The 21,025-nt window shown below is 55.5% G+C and carries 18 protein-coding genes; 10 read left to right on the top strand and 8 right to left on the bottom strand.

All coding sequences use genetic code 11. The annotated features are described in order from the left end of the window. Positions 1-40: 40 nt before the first annotated feature. A complete protein-coding gene (gene clpX, locus JYG33_RS02405; protein ID WP_207874015.1) occupies positions 41-1,342 on the top strand; it encodes an ATP-dependent Clp protease ATP-binding subunit ClpX in 1,302 nt (433 codons plus the stop codon). A 275-nt stretch (positions 1,343-1,617) separates the two neighbouring features. Further along, positions 1,618-4,083 carry an endopeptidase La gene (lon, locus tag JYG33_RS02410; RefSeq protein WP_153229861.1) on the top strand — a complete coding sequence of 822 codons (2,466 nt, stop codon included), beginning with the start codon at positions 1,618-1,620 and terminating at the stop codon, positions 4,081-4,083. Between the two features lie 449 nt (positions 4,084-4,532). Here lon and lexA read toward each other — a convergent pair whose 3' ends face one another. The 3 genes from lexA to JYG33_RS02425 form a co-directional block, all read right to left on the bottom strand. After that, entirely contained in the window at positions 4,533-5,189 is a 657-nt protein-coding gene (gene lexA, locus JYG33_RS02415) for a transcriptional repressor LexA (protein ID WP_207874016.1), read from the bottom strand. Positions 5,190-5,281: 92 nt separating this feature from the next. Continuing rightward, positions 5,282-5,857 (bottom strand): GNAT family N-acetyltransferase, encoded by a 576-nt coding sequence (locus JYG33_RS02420; RefSeq protein ID WP_207874017.1) that lies wholly within the window; start codon positions 5,855-5,857, stop codon positions 5,282-5,284. Between the two features lie 73 nt (positions 5,858-5,930). Beyond that, the gene (locus tag JYG33_RS02425; protein WP_207874019.1) at positions 5,931-7,133 is read right to left on the bottom strand and encodes an amino acid aminotransferase; all 1,203 of its coding nucleotides are present in this window, start codon (positions 7,131-7,133) and stop codon (positions 5,931-5,933) included. 84 nt (positions 7,134-7,217) lie between these two features. Between JYG33_RS02425 and uvrB the strand changes: the two genes are divergently transcribed. The 7 genes from uvrB to JYG33_RS02460 all read left to right on the top strand — a co-directional run bounded on the left by uvrB (position 7,218) and on the right by JYG33_RS02460 (position 13,531). Further along, positions 7,218-9,239, top strand: coding sequence for an excinuclease ABC subunit UvrB (gene uvrB / locus JYG33_RS02430; RefSeq protein ID WP_207874021.1), 2,022 nt, complete (start codon positions 7,218-7,220; stop codon positions 9,237-9,239). Positions 9,240-9,550: 311 nt separating this feature from the next. Next, positions 9,551-10,042: a low molecular weight protein-tyrosine-phosphatase gene (locus JYG33_RS02435; protein WP_162988252.1), complete on the top strand. Its 492-nt coding sequence runs from the start codon at positions 9,551-9,553 to the stop codon at positions 10,040-10,042. A gap of 141 nt (positions 10,043-10,183) precedes the next feature. Beyond that, positions 10,184-10,660, top strand: a complete 477-nt coding sequence (gene iscR / locus JYG33_RS02440; RefSeq protein ID WP_021446710.1) for a Fe-S cluster assembly transcriptional regulator IscR — start codon at positions 10,184-10,186, stop codon at positions 10,658-10,660. Between the two features lie 33 nt (positions 10,661-10,693). Beyond that, positions 10,694-11,887, top strand: coding sequence for an IscS subfamily cysteine desulfurase (locus tag JYG33_RS02445; protein ID WP_207874023.1), 1,194 nt, complete (start codon positions 10,694-10,696; stop codon positions 11,885-11,887). Beyond that, complete coding sequence (locus tag JYG33_RS02450) at positions 11,884-12,267, top strand: iron-sulfur cluster assembly scaffold protein (RefSeq protein WP_207874025.1); 384 nt, start codon at positions 11,884-11,886, stop codon at positions 12,265-12,267. Before JYG33_RS02445 ends, JYG33_RS02450 begins: the two co-directional genes overlap by 4 nt. A gap of 55 nt (positions 12,268-12,322) precedes the next feature. Further along, positions 12,323-12,646 (top strand): iron-sulfur cluster assembly accessory protein, encoded by a 324-nt coding sequence (locus JYG33_RS02455; RefSeq protein ID WP_003801383.1) that lies wholly within the window; start codon positions 12,323-12,325, stop codon positions 12,644-12,646. A gap of 6 nt (positions 12,647-12,652) precedes the next feature. Beyond that, a complete protein-coding gene (locus JYG33_RS02460) occupies positions 12,653-13,531 on the top strand; it encodes a methylglyoxal synthase (RefSeq protein WP_207874027.1) in 879 nt (292 codons plus the stop codon). A gap of 191 nt (positions 13,532-13,722) precedes the next feature. Here JYG33_RS02460 and lysS read toward each other — a convergent pair whose 3' ends face one another. The 5 genes from lysS to infA form a co-directional block, all read right to left on the bottom strand. Then, on the bottom strand, positions 13,723-15,246 hold the full coding sequence (gene lysS, locus JYG33_RS02465; protein WP_207874029.1) for a lysine--tRNA ligase: 1,524 nt from the start codon (positions 15,244-15,246) through the stop codon (positions 13,723-13,725). A gap of 11 nt (positions 15,247-15,257) precedes the next feature. Next, complete coding sequence (locus JYG33_RS02470) at positions 15,258-15,995, bottom strand: SDR family NAD(P)-dependent oxidoreductase (protein WP_207874031.1); 738 nt, start codon at positions 15,993-15,995, stop codon at positions 15,258-15,260. 1 nt (position 15,996) lies between these two features. Further along, a protein-coding gene (gene prfB, locus JYG33_RS02475; protein WP_207874033.1) for a peptide chain release factor 2 occupies positions 15,997-17,101 on the bottom strand; the annotation gives its coding sequence in 2 pieces (ribosomal slippage) (positions 15,997-17,019 and positions 17,021-17,101; 1,104 coding nt in all). A 111-nt stretch (positions 17,102-17,212) separates the two neighbouring features. Continuing rightward, positions 17,213-18,922: a methyl-accepting chemotaxis protein gene (locus JYG33_RS02480; RefSeq protein WP_207874035.1), complete on the bottom strand. Its 1,710-nt coding sequence runs from the start codon at positions 18,920-18,922 to the stop codon at positions 17,213-17,215. Between the two features lie 111 nt (positions 18,923-19,033). Then, the gene (infA, locus tag JYG33_RS02485) at positions 19,034-19,306 is read right to left on the bottom strand and encodes a translation initiation factor IF-1 (RefSeq protein ID WP_207874037.1); all 273 of its coding nucleotides are present in this window, start codon (positions 19,304-19,306) and stop codon (positions 19,034-19,036) included. Positions 19,307-19,999: 693 nt separating this feature from the next. On the opposite strand from infA, the gene JYG33_RS02490 reads away from it, so the two are divergent. Next, positions 20,000-20,911, top strand: coding sequence for a DMT family transporter (locus JYG33_RS02490; RefSeq protein ID WP_207874039.1), 912 nt, complete (start codon positions 20,000-20,002; stop codon positions 20,909-20,911). Positions 20,912-21,025 lie beyond the last annotated feature (114 nt).

Below are 21,025 nucleotides of genomic sequence, written 5' to 3' on the forward strand. Positions count from 1 at the left end.
GTTCCCGTCCTTTTACCATCCTGAAGTGAAATTTAAATTTATGTCCGAAAAGAAATCGGCCGACGAGAAAGTTCTGCATTGCTCGTTTTGCAATAAAAGCCAGCATGAGGTCAAAAAACTGATCGCTGGACCTTCGTCCGTGTTTATCTGCGACGAATGTATTGATCTGTGTACCGATATCATTCGTGACGAAGCGGCGGGCGCCACTCCTGATGGTGAACGTAAAGATTTGCCCACCCCCCAGGAAATCAAAGAGTTTCTGGACGGGTATGTTATTGGCCAGGAGACGCCCAAGCGCACCTTGGCCGTAGCGGTGTACAACCACTACAAACGAATTCGTAGCGGCAAAGCAGGCCGTGACGATGTGGAACTGTCCAAAAGTAATATTTTGCTGATCGGGCCTACGGGTTCGGGCAAAACGCTGCTGGCTCAAACCTTGGCCCGCATGCTGGATGTACCTTTTGTGATGGCCGATGCCACCACCCTGACCGAAGCCGGTTATGTGGGTGAAGACGTCGAGAACATCGTTCAAAAACTGCTGCAAAACTGCGATTACGATGTGGAAAAAGCGCAGCGCGCCATTATCTACATCGACGAAATCGACAAGATTTCCCGCAAGTCCGACAACCCTTCCATTACCCGTGACGTGTCGGGCGAGGGCGTGCAACAGGCACTGCTCAAGTTGATCGAAGGTACTGTTGCCTCTGTGCCTCCGCAAGGCGGTCGTAAACACCCCAATCAGGACTTTGTGCAGGTGGATACCACCAATGTGCTGTTCATCGTGGGTGGTGCTTTTGATGGCCTGGAAAAGGTCATCCGCGACCGTACTGAAAAATCCGGTATTGGTTTTTCCGCTTCGGTTAAAGCCAAGTCCGAACGCGGTGTGGGCGAGTTGTTCGCTGAAGCTGAACCCGAGGATCTGATCAAATTTGGTCTGATCCCCGAGCTGGTCGGCCGTCTGCCTGTGGTCGCCACCCTGGAAGAGCTGCGCGAAGACGCACTGGTTCGCATTTTGACCGAGCCGCGCAATGCCTTGGTCAAGCAGTTCCAGAAGCTGCTGAGCATGGAAGGCGTAGAGCTGGAAGTTCAGCCCGAAGCCCTGCGTGCCGTGGCCCAGCGCGCCATCAAGCGTCGTACAGGTGCTCGTGGTCTGCGTAGTATTGTCGAGCAAGCCTTGCTGGATACCATGTACGAGCTGCCCTCGCGCAAGGACGTCAGTAAAGTTGTGTTGACCGAGGACGCTATCGTTGGAAAGAGTAAACCCGAATTGATTTTGGGTCGCCCTTTGTCCGATAGTGAAGCCAGTGACACTGAGTCGCCCTTGAAGAACGCAGTAGCTTAGAGATATCTCCTTGTTTGTGCTCTGTCTGGCCCTGGCTGGAAGAGCGCAGGCAAGACAGGGCGACAGGCGAAGGCAAAGAGAAAGGAGTGGGTATCCATGATCACCACTAAGCATAGAAGCTTGTCTCTCTTTAACTCGGCAAAGTTCTGTTTTAATGTTCGTTCGGCCTACTTGAAATATCAAAATTCGCCACAATCTGAGCTACAACAGGTTAAACCGTGAAAGGGAAGCCCAGGCTTCCCTTTTGCGTCTAAGGACATTTATAGGAAATGACTATGTCTGCGAGCCAGATTCTTTCTACGGAACCTATTGAGCTGCCGCTGCTTCCTTTGCGCGATGTAGTGGTGTTCCCTCACATGGTGATTCCGCTTTTTGTTGGTCGGCCTCGCTCGATTAAAGCCCTTGAGTTGGCTATGGAGTCCGGCAACAACATTATGCTGGTGGCGCAAAAGTCCGCAGGCAAGGACGATCCTGCCCCTGAGGATCTCTACGAAATTGCGTGTGCGGCCAGTATTTTGCAGATGCTCAAACTGCCGGACGGCACCGTTAAAGTGCTGGTCGAAGGTTTGCAGCGTGCGCGGATTACGCAAGTTCAGGACGCCGAAACCCACTTTATGGCTTCGGTCGTTGAAGTGCCTGGCGATGCCGGTGATGCCGCTGAAACAGAAGCCCTGCGCCGTGCGGTGCTGGGTCAGTTCGAGCAGTACGTCAAACTGAATAAAAAAATCCCTCAGGAAATTCTGACTTCCCTGACCGGGATTGATGATGCTGGCCGTCTGGCCGACACCATTGCAGCCCACTTGCCCCTGAAGCTGGAGCAAAAGCAGGGCATGCTGGAAACGCCCAAGGCTCTGGAGCGTCTGGAAAGCCTGCTGTCGCAACTGGAAGGCGAAATTGACATCTTGCAGGTCGAGAAGCGCATTCGCGGCCGTGTGAAAAAGCAGATGGAAAAAAGCCAGCGCGACTACTACCTGAACGAGCAGGTCAAGGCGATTCAGAAAGAGCTGGGCGAAGGTGAAGACGGTGCGGATGTTGAAGAACTGGAAAAACGCATCGAACAGGCCCAGTTGAGCAAGGAAGCGCTCAAGAAAGCCGAGTCGGAGATGAAGAAGCTCAAGCTGATGTCGCCGATGTCAGCCGAAGCAACCGTGGTGCGCAACTATATCGAAACGCTGGTTGGCCTGCCTTGGCGCAAAAAGAGCCGTATCAATAATTCCTTGAGCAATGCCGAGGAAGTATTGGATGCGGATCACTTTGGTCTGGAAAAGGTCAAAGAGCGCATTGTGGAATACCTGGCTGTTCAGCAACGTGTCGACAAACTGAAGGCTCCAATTCTGTGTCTGGTTGGCCCTCCCGGCGTGGGTAAAACCTCGTTGGGTCAGTCCATCGCCAAGGCAACGAACCGCAAGTTCATTCGCATGGCTTTGGGTGGCGTGCGTGACGAGGCCGAGATTCGCGGTCACCGTCGTACCTACATCGGCTCCATGCCCGGCAAGGTTGTTCAGAACATGAGCAAGGTGGGTGTACGTAACCCGCTGTTCCTGCTGGACGAGATCGACAAGATGGGTGCGGATTTTCGTGGTGATCCTTCTTCGGCACTGCTGGAGGTTCTGGACCCCGAACAAAACCACACCTTCCAGGATCACTACCTGGAAGTGGACTACGACTTGTCCGACGTGATGTTCGTGGCAACCAGTAACACCTTGAACATTCCACCGGCCTTGCTGGACCGTATGGAAGTGATTCGTCTGTCTGGCTACACCGAAGACGAGAAGGTACGCATTGCTTTCGATTACCTCTTGCCCAAGTTGATGAAGAACAACGGCGTGCGCGACGGTGAACTGGAAGTGACGGAAGATGCCGTACGCGACATCGTGCGTTACTACACACGTGAAGCGGGTGTGCGTTCCCTGGAGCGTGAAATCAGCAAGATCTGCCGCAAGGTTGTTCGCAAGCTGCTGGTGGCCAATCCACAAGCCGGTACGCGCGCGGCTCGCAACAAGACGCTGACTCAGGAAACCCTGGTCGTGAACGCTGCGAATCTGAACGATTACCTGGGCGTGCGTCGTTTCTCCTTCGGCTTGGCTGAAAAAGAGAACAAGGTTGGCCTGGTTACCGGTCTGGCCTGGACTGAGGTGGGCGGTGAACTGCTGACCATCGAAGTAGCCGACATGCCCGGTAAAGGCAATGTGCTGCGCACGGGCTCGATCGGCGACGTGATGAAAGAGTCGGTCGAGGCTGCTCGCACGGTAGTACGTTCGCGTGCTCAGAAGTGGGGCATTGCCAATAGTGTGTTTGAAAAGCGCGACCTGCACGTGCACTTTCCTGAAGGCGCTACGCCCAAGGATGGTCCATCGGCCGGTATCGCCATCACCACGGCTATAGTGTCCAGCTTGACCGGTATTCCGGTTCGTGCGGATGTGGCCATGACGGGTGAAATCACCTTGCGCGGCGAAGTTCTGCCTATCGGTGGCTTGAAAGAGAAGCTGTTGGCAGCGCAACGCGGTGGTATCAAAACCGTGATGATTCCAGAGGAAAACGTCAAAGACCTGGCCGATATTCCAGATAACGTGAAGAACACGCTGGAGATCATTCCGGTGCGTTGGATTGATCGCGTATTGGAGGTGGCTCTGCAAGACGCTGTAACGCCTCTGAGCGACGAAGAAGTAGCTCGCCTGGCTGCTGAAGCCTTGGCAGCCACTCGTGCCGCTGGTACGGGTTCTGAGTCCTTCAAGCACTAAGCATCTAGCAGTAGCAGTCAAGATGTGAAGCAGGCTACCTTGGGTTCAAGGTAGCCTGTTTGCATTTGGGGCGGATTGATAATCTGTTGGCAGGCAGTCATATCGACTGCAATGAGAGAGCCAGTTTTTTGCCGGGCTGAAGGTGCTCGTAGTGGTGGGTGGCGAGCTCAAGCCTGTTCAGCTTTTGCCATATCGGGACAGGCACGGGCCATAAACTACAACCACGCTCTAGCTGAGACCGACACCATAGATTTGGTGGCAATCATAATCATCGTGGCTGTGGCTGTTGTTGGTGCGATGGTGCTGCTGCCGTGAGTCTGTGTCGGTCTGTAGGGGAGCGTGTCCTTCGAGCAATAAAAAACCCCATGCACCAAACGGTATATGGGGTTTTTCTCCTATCAGGTGTACCACACCTGTAAAACAGGCCTGGCAGCCCAGAGAGGCAAGACTTAATGCAGCGGGCTGGTACGAATCAGACCAACTGCAATGCCTTCCAGCGACAAGGAATCCGGGTCGGTAACGACGATAGGTTCAAAGTCAGGGTTCTCGGGCAAGAGGACCACTTGATTGCTGGAGCGCGACAGGCGTTTGACGGTGACATCGTCGCCAATGCGTACCACTACAATTTGGCCGTTACGAGCTTCAGTGGCTTTCTTGACGGCCAGCAGATCGCCATCAAAAATACCGGCATCTTTCATGCTCAGGCCGCGCACGCGCAGCAGGTAGTCGGGGGTTTGGGAGAACAGGGTAGGGGCTACGCCAATTTCGCGCTCGATATGCTCGGTAGCCAGAATAGGGCTACCGGCGGCGACGCGACCAATAATAGGCAACAAGAGGGCGTCAGCCAGATTAGCCAGCGCATTGCTGGGAGCCGCGTTTTCACGCGTATCTGTTCCCAGCAAGCGTATGCCACGTGAGGCACCGGCAGTCAGCTCGATAGCGCCTTTGCGGGCGAGCGCTTTCAAATGATCTTCGGCTGCATTGGCGGATTTAAAGCCCAGGACCTGAGCAATTTCTGCTCGTGTGGGCGGAAATCCCGTCCGCTCGATCTCGGAGCGGATGATGTCCAGCACTTGTTGCTGGCGTGCAGTGAGCTTGACGGTCATAGTATTGTCTGCTGAATATATATACAGTAAAGATTGTGCGTTACAGTTTGCGTTTTGGCAAGCAGCACAGGCCGTAAAGGCTTAATTTTTGGCTATCTGGGCCTGACTTGGGCTGCTTGTGGCCAATCCTGGCGGTCTTGTGTGTACAGCACATGGGGGACCAGTTTGTGGCCCTCAGGTACACCAGGATGGTCAAAGGTGCCGGGCTGGAGTGTCATGCCCAAACGCTGCATGACGGTTTGTGAAGGCAGATTGAGCTGGGCGGTATAGGCCACAATCTGTTCCAGGCCCAAGGTCTCAAATCCAAAGTCCAGGCAGGCTCGGGCCGCTTCAGTGGCATAGCCTTTGCCCCAGTACTCGGGTAGCAGGCGCCAGAGGACTTCGACGCAGGGTTGAAAGTACAGCTCTGTGGTTGGGCGGTTCAAGCCCACCATGCCAATGAAGGCAGCGTTTTCTTTCAGCTCTACGGCCCAAGGGCCCCAACCATGTTCTTCGATCAGGCTTTGGCTGCGATGAGCGATGGCGTCGCTTTGAGCCCGGTCCAGGGTGGCCGGGTAAAAGCGCAACGCTTCCGGGTCGCCATTCAAGCGGGCAAAGGGTTCCAGATCGGTGGCTTTCCAGGGGCGCAAAATCAGGCGCTCGGTGCTTAGGGAAACAGGGTGGTTCATAGGGGGCTTTAAAGGGCTGGAACGACAACGCCCTTCCGAAGAAGGGCGTTAGAGGCTTGAATCAACGGTTCGTTTACTTCAAGACTTGGGCGATGGCCTTGACGACAAAGTCGATATTTTGGCTGTTCAGTGCAGCGACGCAGATGCGGCCACTGCTGACAGCGTAAATACCATGCTCTGCACGCAGGCGCTCTACTTGCTCGGCAGTCAGGCCGGAGTAGGAGAACATGCCACGCTGCTGCAGCACGAAGTCAAAGTTCTGGGCCACGCCTTGCTCTTTCAGCTTGGCAACCAGTTGGGCACGCATTTCGCGGATGCGATCACGCATGCTGGCCAACTCGGTAGCCCAGGTCTGGAACAGCTCGGGCGAGTTCAGGACGGTTGCCACTACCTTGCCACCGTGTGTGGGTGGGTTGGAGTAGTTGGTGCGAATGACGCGCTTGACCTGGCTCAGTACACGGGAGGTTTCGTCTTTGCTGGATGTCACCAGGGTCAGAGCACCGACGCGCTCGCCGTACAGCGAGAAGGACTTGGAGAACGAGGAGCTGATGAACATGGACAGCCCCAGCTTGGCAAACAACCGCACCACGCTGGCATCTTCTTCCAGACCGGCACCAAAGCCTTGGTAGGCGATGTCCAGGAAAGGAACCAGTTGGCGTTCTTTGATCAGTTCAGCGATCTGTGTCCATTGTTCGGTGCTGGGATCAACGCCAGTGGGGTTGTGGCAGCAAGCATGCAGAACCACGATGGACTGGGCGGGCATGGCGCGCAGCGAAGCGATCATGCCGTCAAAGTTCAGGCCGTGAGTAGCGGCATCGTAGTAGGTGTAGGTATTGACCTTGAAGCCTGCGCGCTCGAACAGGGCGCGGTGGTTTTCCCAGCTAGGGTCGCTGATGTAGACCTCGGACTGGGGCAGCAGTTGCTGCAGGAAGTCGGCACCGATTTTCAGTGCGCCAGTACCACCCAGGGATTGCACGGTCAGGGCACGGCCTTCGGCAATAATGGGGGAGTCGGCACCCAAGAGCAGGGTTTGAGCACCCAGGTTGTAGGTATTGATCCCTTCAATAGGCAGGTAGCTGCGCGCAGCCGCTTTGCCCATCATGGCTTCTTCCGCTTTTTGAACGGCCTGCAAAATCGGGATACGCCCTTGATCGTCGTAGTAAACACCGACTCCCAGATTTACTTTGCCGCTGCGTTCATCGGCATTGTATTGTTCGTTCAAACCCAAGATGGGGTCGCGTGGAGCCAGTTCGACGGTTTCGAAGAGCGATGTCATGGTGATATGGGGGCGTTAGTGCAGAAAGGTAGAAAAACGAAGCATTAATGTGATAATACGGGCTTACCCTAAAGTGTGTCTAGCATGAAATTTGAGCCTGCCTTTCAAGAATTTCCGGGGAGTTCCTTCAAACTTTTCCAACCGTATTTGCCAGCGGGCGACCAGCCAGCGGCAATTGACCAGTTGGTTGAGGGGATTGATGACGGCTTGATGTACCAAACCCTGCTGGGGGTGACGGGCTCGGGCAAGACCTACACGATGGCGAACATTATTGCTCGCACCGGGCGTCCGGCGATTGTCCTGGCGCCCAATAAAACCCTGGCGGCGCAGTTGTATGCGGAGATGCGCGAGTTCTTCCCGCGCAATGCCGTGGAGTACTTCGTTTCCTACTACGACTACTACCAGCCAGAGGCCTATGTGCCTTCGCGTGATCTGTTTATTGAAAAGGATTCCTCCATCAATGAACACATCGAGCAGATGCGTCTGTCGGCCACTAAAAGCCTGCTGGAGCGTCCGGACACCATTATTGTGGGCACCGTGTCCTGCATCTACGGTATCGGTAATCCGGGTGACTACCATGCGATGGTACTGACTCTGCGCAAGGGCGACCGTATCGCCCGGCAGGAGCTGCTGGCGCGTCTAGTGGCCATGCAGTACGAACGTAATGACCTGGATTTCCAGCGCGGGATATTCCGTGCTCGTGGTGAAGTGGTCGATATCTTCCCGGCGGAAAACGCGGAGCTGGCTTTGCGGGTCAGCCTGTTTGATGACGAGATTGAAGAGCTGGAGTTGTTCGATCCGCTGACGGGCAAGGTTGTGCAGAAGCTGAACCGCTTTACCGTGTTCCCCAGCTCGCATTATGTGACGCCACGCGAAACCGTGTTGCGGGCGATTGAAACGATCAAGCTGGAACTGCGTGAGCGCCTGGAGTTTCTGACCCGGGAAGGGCACTTGGTCGAGGCACAACGCCTGGAGCAGCGCACCCGTTTTGATCTGGAAATGCTGCAAGAGCTGGGTTTTTGCAAAGGCATTGAGAACTACTCCCGACATCTGTCTGGTGCGGCACCGGGCGATCCACCCCCCACATTGATTGATTACCTGCCACGTAACTCCCTGATGTTTATTGACGAAAGCCACGTCACCATCGGGCAGTTAGGAGCCATGTATCGTGGTGACCGCTCACGAAAAGAAACCCTGGTGCAGTTTGGTTTCCGCTTGCCCTCGGCGATGGATAACCGGCCTTTGAAGCTGGAAGAGTTCGAGCGCCGTATGCCTCAAACCGTTTTCGTGTCGGCCACCCCCGCCGCGTACGAACAAGAGCATGCGGACAATGTGGTCGAGCAGGTGGTGCGACCTACTGGTCTGGTTGACCCGGAAATTGAGGTTCGTCCCGCTACGACACAGGTGGACGATTTGCTGGGTGAAATCAAGCTGCGTACGGCTCAGCAAGATCGTGTGCTGGTCACTACCTTGACCAAGCGCATGTCTGAAGACCTGACGGATTATTTATCAGAGAACGGCATTCGCGTGCGCTACCTGCACTCGGATATTGATACCGTAGAGCGAGCCGAAATTATTCGCGATCTACGCTTGGGCGTATTTGATGTGCTGGTCGGTATTAACTTGCTGCGCGAAGGGTTGGACTTGCCAGAAGTTTCACTGGTGGCGATTCTGGATGCTGATAAGGAAGGCTTTTTGCGCTCCGAGCGCAGTCTGATTCAAACCATAGGCCGGGCGGCCCGTAACCTGAACGGTAAAGCAATTCTGTATGCGGACAGGATGACGGATTCCATGCATCGCGCGATTGAGGAGACCGAGCGTCGTCGAGCCAAGCAGATGGCCTTCAACGAGGAGCATGGCATTACACCGCGTGGCGTGAACAAGGCGGTTCGTGAGTTGATTGATGGTGTTGTCGCCTCGGACCCAACTGCCAGCTTGCGCGAAGATGTGCCGGAGGAGTTGATCCGGGACGAGAAGGCGGCGGCACGCGAGATCAAGCGTCTGGAAAAAGAGATGATGGACCACGCTCGCAACCTGGAGTTCGAGCAAGCCGCTGCCGCGCGCGACAAGCTGCAAAGGCTCAAGGCCAAACTGCTGATGGCTTGATGACTCTTGGTTCTTGGTTGTTGCTTATATGCAACTATGTCTGGACGAAAGCATGGAAAAAACACGGTTCCGCTACCGGCTTTCATCACTCGGGTGTATTGCTTGATTTATCTCATCACGAGAATGCGGTCTATCCGCTAAGCAAAGGGTGCTGCGCCTTTGGTTTATTCCAGACTTCAAATAGCTGCGTACTGTTCTTATTTGCAGCCCCCAAACGATACGGATTTGCTGTTTTCAAGGCCGTTTTCGGGGCCTGTTTTGACCCCTGTTCTGTCTTGCCTTATTTGGGGTTTTCCCGCAGACTTTGTCGCATTATGAGTAAGGTTCTGTTTGTCTGTACAGGGAATATTTGCCGCTCCCCCAGCGCCGAAGGTGTCTTGCGCCAACTGGTCGACCAAGCCAGTTTGTCCGAGGCTATTTTGGTGGATTCAGCCGCCACACATGGCTTTCATGTGGGCGAGCATCCTGACACACGCGCACAGATAGCCGCTCGTAAACGCGGTTATGACATCTCTACCTATCAGGCCCGACAGGTCCAGCGCGAAGACTTTCGCAACTTCGACCTTATCTTGAGCATGGACTGGGAAAACCACGCTGCCTTGCAGCAAATGTGTCCTCCCATGTACCGCCACAAGCTCATGCTACTGATGCGCTTTGCCACTGATTATGAAGCGGCTACCGTGCCCGATCCGTATTACGGTGGGCAGGATGGCTTTAACAAGGTGATGGACTATATCGAGGATGCCTGCCAGGGCGTGTTCGAGCTGGTTCGCAAGCGCGTGCCTAATTATCGCGCTGCCTGAGTGGCTAAATAGCACTTCAGTATAAGTGTAAATTCACGCATTCAAGCACGGTAGTTTCCCCTGTATTTGCTATACTGGACCAAATTGGTCGGATTTGCTTTTGGCAATCCGGCCGCTTTCGCCTTTGGCAAGGAAACTATCATGCGTTTGACGACAAAAGGGCGTTTCGCCGTAACCGCGATGATCGATCTTGCGCTGCGCCAGCAAAGTGGACCGGTGACGCTCGCAGGCATCAGCCAGCGACAGGGTATCTCGCTCTCCTATCTTGAACAGTTATTTGGCAAGTTGCGTCGCCATGAACTGGTCGATAGCGTGCGTGGCCCAGGGGGTGGCTATACGCTTGCGCGTCTGGCCCGCCACATCACCGTTGCTGACATTGTGTTTGCGGTCGATGAGCCCGTTGATGCCACCCAGTGCGGTGGCAAGGGTAATTGCAAGCAGGGCACAAATGGGCAGAAGGGCGAGTGCATGACTCACGAGCTTTGGGCAACGCTTAGTCGTAAAATGGTCGATTATCTGGATTCTGTCTCCTTGCAGGACTTGGTTGACCAGCAGCGTCTGCGACAGCTCAAGTTGGCCGCTCAAGAAGCCGGTCAACCAGAAGAATGTACTTTGTAGTTGGCTCGCGCCACGACTGACCCGGAGTTTTGTATGAAGCGCGCTCAGCGTATCTATATGGATTATGCCGCCACCACGCCGGTTGACCCGCGTGTGGCCGACAGCATGATTCCCTGGTTGACGGAACGATTTGGTAATCCGGCCTCCAGCAGTCACCCCTATGGGTGGGATGCTGAAGAAGCGGTGGATCAGGCGCGTCGTCAGGTTGCCTCGCTGATTGGTGCAGAACCGCGCGAAATCGTCTGGACCTCGGGGGCAACGGAAGCCATCAATCTGGCTTTGAAAGGCGCTGCGCAGTTTTATCAGTCCAAGGGCCGCCATATTATTACCGTCCGTACGGAACACAAGGCAGTGCTGGATACCTGTCTGGCCTTGCAGGACGAGGGGTTTGAAGTCACCTTTCTGGATGTCCTGCCCAGTGGTCTGGTCGACCCCAAGGCCTTTGAACAAGCTATTCGTCCCGACACCATCCTGGCCTCGGTCATGCTGGTCAATAACGAAATTGGCGTAGTTCAGGACGTGCAGGCCTTGGGTGCCATTTGCCGTGAGCACAAGGTGCTGTTCCATGTGGACGCTGCACAGGCGACTGGCAAGGTCGCGATCAACTTGCAGGAATGGCCGGTGGATTTGATGTCCATGTCGGCGCACAAGACGTATGGTCCCAAGGGGATCGGTGCCTTGTATATCCGTCGTAAACCGGCCGTCCGCCTGAAAGCGCAGATCCACGGTGGTGGTCACGAGCGTGGTTTTCGTTCCGGTACGCTGGCAACGCATCAGATCGTGGGCATGGGTTGTGCCTTCGAGTTGGCAGCTCAGGAAATGGACCAAGACAATCAGCGCATCACCGCGCTGCGTGATCGTCTCTGGGCGGGTTTGCAGTCCATTCCTGATCTGTTCCTGAATGGCACGCTGGATCAGCGCGTTCCTCATAACCTGAATATCAGCGTGGACCACATTGAAGGTGAAGCCTTGATGATGGCGCTGACGGATCTGGCGGTGTCCAGTGGTTCGGCCTGTACCTCGGCCAGCCTGGAGCCTTCCTATGTACTGACTGCACTGGGTCGTAGCGATCAGTTGGCTCACAGCTCCCTGCGTTTGAGTCTGGGCCGTTTCACGACGGAACAAGATATTGATGACACGGTTGCCGCCATCCGTCGTGTGGTTGAACAATTGCGGGCTATTTCTCCTTTGTGGAGCGAGTCCGCTTCGGAGCCGTTCGCGCAATGATATATAGTGACGCTGTCATGGAGCATTTCCTGCACCCGCGTCATGTGGGTGTCATGAACAGCAGTGATGCTGACGTAGGCACAGGCGAAGCCGGTAGCCATGAAACCGGTGCTTTGATTCGCATCCAGCTTAAAGTATCCCCACAAGGCCAGATTCAGGAAAGCTGTTTCAAGGCCTATGGCTGTGGCTGTACAATCGCCGCCGCCTCCTTTGCGACACAGTGGTTGCAAGATCGCAATCTGGAGCAAGCGGCCCAGTTCTCGTCTGTGGATGTGCAACAAGCGCTGGAATTGCCGCCGGTCAAAGTGCATTGTGCCTTGTTGGCCCAGGAAGCGGTCCAGGCCGCGCTTGCCTCGGCACAGAACAAAGGCGCATTTTAGTTGTCCAAACCTGAAGGCTGTGAGTCTTCTTCAGGTTTATAGAAAGGAAAGGATTATGTCTATTTCTCTTACTCAGCCCGCCGCAGAACATATCCAGCGTCATTTGAAAAAACGCGGGGGTGGTTTGGGGCTACGTTTGGGCGTACGCCTGACGGGGTGCTCGGGTCTGGCCTACAAGCTGGATTTTGTTGATGAGCCAGTGGAGGGCGATCAACTGTTTGAAGAGCACGGCGTTAAACTGTTTGTGGATCCAAAAAGCCTGCCCTTTATTGATGGCACGCGTCTGGATTATGGCCGCGATGGCCTCAATGAAGGTTTCAAGTTCATCAATCCAAACGAGAAAGCCTCCTGCGGGTGTGGCGAATCGTTTACCGTGTAGGAACTCATGTCATTACGTTTCGGTTTGGCGGCCAATCAATTGCACCATGATTCGGCAGATGCGGCTTTGTTTCAGTGGTTGCGGCGCTCGGCCAGCGGTATTCGCGAATTGGAAATTGAGCTCTATACGGTAGGTCGTACCTGTAACGCGATCGAGCGTTCCGGCCTGCTGGAAGGCTACGGTGGCCTGGTCCGCTATCCGTATGGCCGTGACGGCGGTTTGATGAAGCTGGTTGCGCGGGTTACGCAAAACCCGGACGGTACACCGCCATTTGACGGCGCCATTTACCTGATTGACCCGGTGGACCCTTCCTCCATTTTTCCTGAAGCACTGGCGCTCAAGCGTCAATGCATCACTCATGGACGTCCTTTCATTTCGACCCTGATGGGTGCGATCGAATGGATTGAGGTGGAGCGTGTCAGCCGTGGCTTGTGGCCTGACTCTAGCTGCAAACGTATTTTTGACTTCCCTAATCAAACCTTGGCCATGATTGCGCACGATGCGCTCAAGGACAAGATGATTGAATTTGCCGACAAGCATTTTGATTTGCTGTCGCGTTTTGGTCAGCGAGTAGGGACGGGCACGACCAGTCGTTTGCTAAATGAGCTGGCCTGGTCCAAAGGCTGGCCTAGAGATACGCCCTGGATTCAGTCTTATCTAAGCGGTCCTTTGGGTGGTGATGCGCAAATTGCCGAGCTGGTGCTGGAAAACCGTTGCCAGCGTGTGATCTTCTTTGAGGACCCGCACGTTGCACGTCAGCACGAGGCCGATATCCAATTGCTGGAGCGTGCCGTGCGTGTGGTGGCAGACAAGGCTTCGTGCTTCTCCTCGCCTGAAGTGGCTCATAAATGGGCGCAGGCGGTGATGCGCTTGCCGGTGGATTGATTCACGGGATTGATCCAGCAGGCATACAGACACTGGCGGGATTGAATCAAGAAGACCGTTGGCGCAGGCGCAAGATCAAGCCAGTAGAGTCGAATCATCCGTACCGCTACTGCAAAGTGACATTGGCTCTCTGTAATGGCAATAAAAAAGGACGCTCAAGAGCGTCCTTTTTTTGTCCCTACCACGTGTGATTAGTCCTCGCGACGCAGGTGCGGGAACAGGATCACGTCACGGATAGCAGGGCTATCGGTCAGCAACATGACCAGACGGTCGATACCGATACCGCAGCCGCCTGTAGGAGGCATACCGTATTCCAGAGCACGGATGTAGTCCGCATCGTAGAACATGGCTTCTTCATCACCAGCATCCTTGGCCTGAACCTGTGCCTGGAAGCGAGCGGCCTGGTCTTCGGGGTCGTTCAACTCCGAGAAACCGTTGGCAATTTCGCGACCGGTAATGAACAGTTCAAAGCGCTCGGTAATGCCTTCTTGCGTGTCCGAAGCGCGTGCCAGAGGCGACACTTCTACGGGGTAGTCCACGATGAAGGTGGGGTGCCAGAGTTTGGATTCGGCAGTTTCTTCAAACAAGGCCAGTTGCAAGGCGCCACGGCCTGCATCACGCAATGGGGGCGAATTGACGTCTACCTTCAGGCGGGCCAGTTCGGTGCGCAGGAACTGGATATCATCCAGTTGCTCCTGGGTGTAGGACGGGGCGTACTTCATGATGGCGCCGGTAATGGTCAGGCGATCAAAAGGCAGGCTCAGATCCAGCTCACGTTCCTGGTATTGAAGGGTAGCGGTGCCACGGGCACTGATTGCTGCTTCGCGAATCAGGTTTTCGGTGAAGTCCATCAGCCACTGGTAATCCGTGTAGGCCGCGTAGAACTCCATCATGGTGAATTCGGGGTTGTGACGAGGGCTGACGCCTTCGTTACGGAAGTTGCGGTTGATCTCGAACACGCGCTCGAAACCACCAACGACCAAGCGCTTCAGGTATAGCTCAGGCGCAATACGCAGGTACATTTCCATGTCCAGCGCATTGTGGTGAGTGACGAAGGGTTTGGCCGATGCGCCGCCCGGAATCGGGTGCAGCATGGGGGTTTCCACTTCCAGGAAGTCGGCCTGGGCCATGTGCTGACGCAGGCTGCTCATGACCTTGCTGCGTGCCAGGAAAGTCTGGCGGGTGTCTTCACCCATGATCAGGTCGACATAGCGCTGGCGGTACTTCAATTCCTGGTCAGCCAGACCATGGAACTTGTCAGGCAAGGGACGCAGAGACTTGGCCAGCAGACGCACGCTGGTGGCGTGTACGGACAGCTCGCCCTTATTGGTTTTGAAGACAGTGCCTTCCACGGCCAGGATATCGCCGATATCCCAGCCCTTGAATTCCGCATAGTTCTCTTCGCCCAGCGCGGCTTTGTCCAGGTAGATCTGGATGCGGCCCGAGGTGTCTTGCAGCGTGGCAAAACTGGCTTTGCCCATGACACGCTTGAGCATCATGCGGCCAGCCACTTTCACGACCTTGCTGGTCGCGGCCAGGGCTTCTTTGTCCTGCTCGCCGTATTGGCTGTGCAGCTCGGCGGCGTGGGCATCAGGACGGAAATCGTTCGGGTAGGCGATGCCGTTTTCGCGCAGGCGATCCAGTTTGGAACGACGCTCGGCGATCAGGCGGTTTTCGTCTACGACGGGTGCGGAAGTGTCTAGCGGTTCAGTCATTGTGTCAGTACTTATTCGTAGTGGCGGATGTCATCCAGGACGTGCTGGCCAAAAGCGGGGCTGTCGAGGTGGCGCAAAATTCGCTGGGCGGTGTCGTCCGGGCTGCTTAGCTGACCTTGCTGATGCAGGTCGATAAAGCGGTTCAGGTTCGGGAACTGGTCGCGGGACTGGCTACGGATATGGCCTTGCATATCGGTATCCACCACGCCAGGGGCCAGAGAGCAAACGGCCAGCTCGGGGTTTTCCAGCTTCAGGGTTTGCGTATAGAAGTCCAGCGCTGCTTTGCTGGTGCCATACACAGACCAGCCCGAGACGGGCTTGCGGCCTGCACCTGAGGAGATATTGAGCACCTGTCGCCGTGCATCCTGGGGGGCGCCTTGTAAAAAGGCGGCGGTCAGGCTCATGACACTGGCGACATTCAATTGCAGTGCCTGTGTAATGGCCTGGGCATCGAGCAGGTGGCTGGCCTGCCCAACGGGATCAACAGTGCCTGCATTATTAATGAGGACGTAGCGTTGAGCCTGTGTCTGGCTGATCAAGGCTTGCAGAGCCCTGGCAGCCTCTTGTGCGCCTTCCGCGCTGGCCAGATCCACTTGCAGATGATGATGAGCCCCTTGGGGCGCATCCAGTTGCAGTTCGCTGCGGGCCAGAGTGATCAACTGATGGCCAGCGGCCAGTGCCTGACGGGCCAGGGACAAGCCCAGGCCGCGCGAGGCACCGCTTAGAACAGTCAGCGTGGAAGTGTGCATATTAAATACCTTGTTTCAGGCTGGCCTGAATGAAGGGGTCCAGATCGCCATCCAGAATTTTCTGGGTATTGGAGCTTTCGTAGTTGGTACGCAAGTCCTTGATGCGGCTTTGGTCCAGCACGTAGGAACGGATCTGGTGACCCCAACCCACATCGCTCTTGGAATCTTCCAGCTTCTGCTGTTCGGCCATGCGGTTACGCATTTCCAGCTCGTACAGACGCGATTTCAGCATTTGCATGGCTTCGGCACGGTTGCGGTGCTGGGAACGATCATTCTGACACTGCACCACAATGCCGCTGGGTTCGTGCGTAATACGAACGGCCGAGTCGGTTTTGTTAATGTGCTGACCACCGGCACCACTGGCGCGGTAGGTGTCGATACGCAAGTCGGCCGGATTGATTTCCACTTCAAAGGAATCATCAATTTCCGGGTAGACGAACACGCTGGTGAACGAGGTGTGACGGCCGTTGGACGAGTCGAAAGGGCTTTTGCGAACCAGACGATGCACGCCGGTTTCAGTGCGCAAAAAGCCGTAGGCGTAATCGCCTTCAATCTTGATGGTGGCCGATTTGATACCGGCAACGTCGCCGTCGGACTGTTCCAGGATTTCAGCCTTGAAGCCTTTGTGTTCGGCATAGCGCACATACATGCGCAGCAGCATGGAGGCCCAGTCCTGGGCTTCGGTACCACCCGCACCAGCCTGAATATCCATAAAGCAATTCAGGGGATCGGCCGGGTTGGAGAACATGCGGCGGAATTCCAGCTCTTCGATGCGGCTGGCCATGGCGGCACAATCTTCTTCGATGGCGGCGATGGTGTCATCGTCTTCGTCCATCGCGGCAAGCTCGAACAGGTCCTGCGAATCTTTCAGGCCCGTGTGCAAGGCGTCCAGCACATGCACCACGTTTTCCAGACTTTTCTTCTCGCGACCCAGATCCTGAGCGTGCTGGGGGTTGTCCCAGACGTTAGGGTCTTCCAGCTCGGCATTGACTACGTGTAAACGATGCGCTTTGTCATCGTAGTCAAAGATACCTCCGTAAGGCATTTTCCCGCTCCGAATAATCGGCAAGGCGGGCTTCCAGTTGATTAAGTCGTTCCGATTCCATGATTCAGCGGCTTTCCTATGTTTGGGGTGCCATCTGCGTCAACCAGTAAGGCAGCGCGCGGCAAACTTCCGATTTTACCCTTATCGGAGGTCTATGGCACGCATTGGCCGCTCAGGAACCGGACATTGTGCAGGCTTGTGTGCGATAGGCGGGCGCAGAACGGTAGGCAGGCCGGTTTGAGGTGGCCGCAAGGGCGGCGACGGGTTCCTCGGAAAGTTCGCTATCCAGGCTGAAATGGGCGACCACCTGAGCGAGCAGGGTGGTTTGTTCTAGCTGCTCCTGGGCGGTATGGGCGCTGTGTTCGACCAATTGACGGTTGGATTGACCTTGCTGGTCCAGTCGCGTCATGACCTGGTTCACGTATTCGATATGGCTTGCCTGGTCTTGGGAGGCCTGGGCAATGTCCGCCACAATGCCGCGCATTTCATTGACCTTGTGTTGTGTACTGGCCATGACTTGCGCCATGCTGCGGGCGGCAGCCGAGCTTTGCTCGGTTTGCTCGACCGAACTGGAAATAAGCGTGGCGATCTGGTGCAGGGCATCGGTAGAACGCAGGGCCAGATTGCGTACCTCGGCAGCGACCACGGCAAACCCATGGCCATGCACCCCGGCGCGGGCGGCTTCCACGGCGGCATTCAGGGCCAGGATATTGGTCTGGAAGGAAATGCTGCGGATCAACTTGGTGATCTCGCTCATTTTGTGTGAGCTGTCGGCAATCGCATTGATGGTGTCCAGCAGGCTGTGCACGGCCTGATTGCCTTGGGCCACTTGGCTGGACGTGTCCTGCGCCAGATGATCAGCCGTTTGAGCCTGCTCCGCGTTCTGACGCACGGTATCGGCCAGTTGATTCATGGCCTTGACGGTCTGATTCAGTTCGGTGGACTGGTCCAGAATCTGTTCGCTCAGGTTCTGGCTGCCCAGCACAATCGCGTGGGAACCATGCCGAATCAAGCCGGTTTGTTCCCGGATTTGATGCACCACCGTTTGCACGCCCTGGCCTATGCCGTTCAGGGCGGTTAACAAGGTGCCGAACTCGTCGTGACGGCGTACCGTCAGTTGCGCATTGAGCTTGCCTTGAGCCAGTTCCTTGGCCAGCTTGGCACCTTGGTCCAGTGGCTGCTTGATAGAGCGATACAGCAAACGTAGGGCCACGGTACTGGTCATGAAGAACAAGGCCAGGGCAGCCAGAGCCAGCCCAAAAGCACGATCGCTGCTGCGGCCAGCCTGCGCTAAAGAGCTGTCCAGGCGCTGGCTGAACTGATGCTCGAACTGATCCAGGGTCGTGGAAATCTGGGTTGAGGCTTGAATGTATTGCTGGCTGAATACCAGCACTTTCGCCATCAAGGCATTGGGCAAGGCAATGCGGATAGCGCCGTTGCTATCTTCAAACTGACCGCTGGCGGTTTGAATGGCTTCGGTCTGGACCAGGCTCAGTGCCAGGGTCTGTTCGTAGGCTGAACGCAACAAGTCCTGCTCAGCCGGTTCCAGCTCCAAATCCTTGAAGCGGTCCAGCATGGCTTGCGCAATGCCGTCTTGATCAGTCTGGGTGCCGGTGAAAACCGCCAGGAGATGGCGGAAACTATCCTGGAATTCGACTTGCTCGCTGGACACGAAGGCGATGGCCTGACGGCTGAGCAATTCGCTGATGCGCTTGAAGTCCTTGCTAAGCGCCGTGGTTTGATGGCGCTGCGCTTCCAGGTGTTTGCGTTGTTCGATGCTGCGGCTTAAGTGCTGCAAGGCAATAAGCATCAGGACTAAAAACAGGCTCAGGATCGCAAAATAGGCAATGAAGCCAGTTTTGAGCGTAAGTAGTTTTTTCAAGGCGACTCCCACAAAGTGCGGAGTGCGCCCGAGCGCTGATGGCTCTTGTCGCACCCCTGTCAGGCGCGCCTATCTTTGCATCTAATTGTGACAGGGGTGTGGCGATAGGTCTTAACGGCGCTGTGGGCTGCGACGAGGAGCAGGGTTTGGCGCGCCAACACGTTTGGGCAGGTGGCGGAAAATGATGCGGCCTTTGCTCAGATCGTAGGGCGACATTTCCAGGGTGACGCTGTCGCCAGCCAGAATGCGGATATGGTGCTTGCGCATTTTGCCGCCGGTGTAGGCGATAACGGCGTGACCGTTGTCCAGCGTGACACGAAAGCGTGAGTCAGGCAGGATTTCGGTAACGGAACCTTGCATTTCAAGCAGCTCTTCTTTGGCCATAGATCGGGACTCCTTTAAAAATAATAATTCCCGTCTGGCCCAGCAGGGCGGGACGGGGACAGGCTTGGCAACAGGGCAGATCGACAAACCGGACAAGCGGCGTCAGGAATCCAGCCTTGCATTAGGCCCATAAAAATCGAGATGAAACTGGGTCTGTCAGGCGCGGATGCATCCAGACAGGGTCGGGTTGATCAAGTTGAAAACACGCCCGCCGTTCGTAAGGGGATCTAGCCGGGGCAGATAGGGACTGCCTACCTGAAAAACGGGCAAAAACACGAATACTTGTCGAGAACGTAGACTTGCATAACAGCGCGCGGGGCGAGCCCATGCGGTTAAGAGTGCTGGTTGTGGTGCCAAGTAATGCACTTGGGGCGCTTGAGCGGGTCAAGCTTTATTCCCAAAAGTGGGGGTGTTTCAAGGTCGATTTACCCTGGATAGCTGCATCTGGTGTTGTCAAAGCCAGACGAGCGTGGATGGGATGGGCTAATAAATTCAATCAGCGCCATGACGTGACAATTGTATGATTATAAATAATATTTATGGATTGGTCAAAGATTGACCAGCCCAAGTGCTTGGAAGTGGTCTGGGAAAGCCATAGAGGGCAGGGCGTTCTTGGCTATATACTAGGCCAATCGTAACGGCGCAGTGTTGACCTGATGAAGGATCACATGCGCCGTTTCCGTTTTTTAGGACATGCTTGTGAGCACTCAGAAACTGACCCCCGGCACAACCGCTTTACTGGTGTTACCCACGATCCTGTGGGCAAGTAATGCGATTGTAGGGCGCCTGATTCATGATCAGGTTCCGCCTATTACCCTGAACTTTTTCCGTTGGCTGGTGGCCTTTACCATCTTGCTGTTTGTGGGGCGGCAGGTTCTACGGCGCGGCAGCAATCTGTGGCCGCAGTGGAAGCGGTATTCGATTCTGGGTTTGCTGGGCATAGGGATCTATAACGCGCTGCAGTATCTGGCCTTGCAAAGTTCATCCCCTATTAACGTGACGCTGGTCAACGCCAGCCTGCCGTTCTGGATGCTGGTGATCGGGCGCTTGTTCTTCAAATCCACCGTTAACGGGCGTCAGTTGATAGGTGGTCTGATGTCTTTGCTGGGTGTGATTCTGGTGCTGACCCGTGCGGATTGGCACGAGCTGATCGCTTTCCGGTTTGTGGCGGGCGACGTCTATATGGTGATCGCCACTATTGCCTGGGCGGTGTATAGCTGGATGCTGAGCACGCGCCGTCACGAAGGCGCCATTGCCGAAACCTGGGCCACCGTGGTGATGGCACAGGTCTTTTTCGGCTTGATCTGGTCGGGTGCCTTTGCCGCGATGGAATGGAAATTCACCGATTGGCATATTGACTGGTCCTGGGCTTTGCTGCTGGCCATTTTGTATGTCGGTACAGGCCCGGCCCTGGTCGCCTTGCGTTGCTGGGGCGTGGCTGTCCAGCGAGTGGGCGCGGCAACAGCGGGTTTTTTTGTGAATCTGATGCCGGTATTCGCCGCCTTGATGTCTGTCTTTATTTTGGGCGATACCCCAAAACCCTATCACGCGGCTGCTTTCTTGCTGATTGTGGGCGGGATTTACGTGTCGTCGCGTAAAAGCTGAATGCCAAGAAGCTGTGGGTGTCTTGCGACACCCCGGATGCAAATTAGTCGATAGACCGCTGGGTTTGTTCAGTAGGGCGCTAAACTGCCGCTTATGGTCTGATTTGCATCTAAA

It is taken from the genome of Alcaligenes sp. SORT26 (assembly GCF_017377875.1).
Classification (GTDB): domain Bacteria; phylum Pseudomonadota; class Gammaproteobacteria; order Burkholderiales; family Burkholderiaceae_B; genus Alcaligenes; species Alcaligenes parafaecalis.

What these genes read in the sequence shown, in the direction of transcription:
- infA (WP_207874037.1), bottom strand. Translation starts at nt 19,306, where the DNA reads ATGGCCAAAGAAGAGCTGCTTGAAATGCAAGGTTCCGTTACCGAAATC.
- JYG33_RS02455 (WP_003801383.1), top strand. Translation starts at nt 12,323, where the DNA reads ATGTCTATTTCTCTTACTCAGCCCGCCGCAGAACATATCCAGCGTCAT.
- JYG33_RS02490 (WP_207874039.1), top strand. Translation starts at nt 20,000, where the DNA reads ATGCTTGTGAGCACTCAGAAACTGACCCCCGGCACAACCGCTTTACTG.
- JYG33_RS02470 (WP_207874031.1), bottom strand. Translation starts at nt 15,995, where the DNA reads ATGCACACTTCCACGCTGACTGTTCTAAGCGGTGCCTCGCGCGGCCTG.
- JYG33_RS02445 (WP_207874023.1), top strand. Translation starts at nt 10,694, where the DNA reads ATGAAGCGCGCTCAGCGTATCTATATGGATTATGCCGCCACCACGCCG.
- JYG33_RS02425 (WP_207874019.1), bottom strand. Translation starts at nt 7,133, where the DNA reads ATGACATCGCTCTTCGAAACCGTCGAACTGGCTCCACGCGACCCCATC.
- uvrB (WP_207874021.1), top strand. Translation starts at nt 7,218, where the DNA reads ATGAAATTTGAGCCTGCCTTTCAAGAATTTCCGGGGAGTTCCTTCAAA.
- lysS (WP_207874029.1), bottom strand. Translation starts at nt 15,246, where the DNA reads ATGACTGAACCGCTAGACACTTCCGCACCCGTCGTAGACGAAAACCGC.
- JYG33_RS02450 (WP_207874025.1), top strand. Translation starts at nt 11,884, where the DNA reads ATGATATATAGTGACGCTGTCATGGAGCATTTCCTGCACCCGCGTCAT.
- clpX (WP_207874015.1), top strand. Translation starts at nt 41, where the DNA reads ATGTCCGAAAAGAAATCGGCCGACGAGAAAGTTCTGCATTGCTCGTTT.
- JYG33_RS02460 (WP_207874027.1), top strand. Translation starts at nt 12,653, where the DNA reads ATGTCATTACGTTTCGGTTTGGCGGCCAATCAATTGCACCATGATTCG.
- lexA (WP_207874016.1), bottom strand. Translation starts at nt 5,189, where the DNA reads ATGACCGTCAAGCTCACTGCACGCCAGCAACAAGTGCTGGACATCATC.
- lon (WP_153229861.1), top strand. Translation starts at nt 1,618, where the DNA reads ATGTCTGCGAGCCAGATTCTTTCTACGGAACCTATTGAGCTGCCGCTG.
- JYG33_RS02420 (WP_207874017.1), bottom strand. Translation starts at nt 5,857, where the DNA reads ATGAACCACCCTGTTTCCCTAAGCACCGAGCGCCTGATTTTGCGCCCC.
- iscR (WP_021446710.1), top strand. Translation starts at nt 10,184, where the DNA reads ATGCGTTTGACGACAAAAGGGCGTTTCGCCGTAACCGCGATGATCGAT.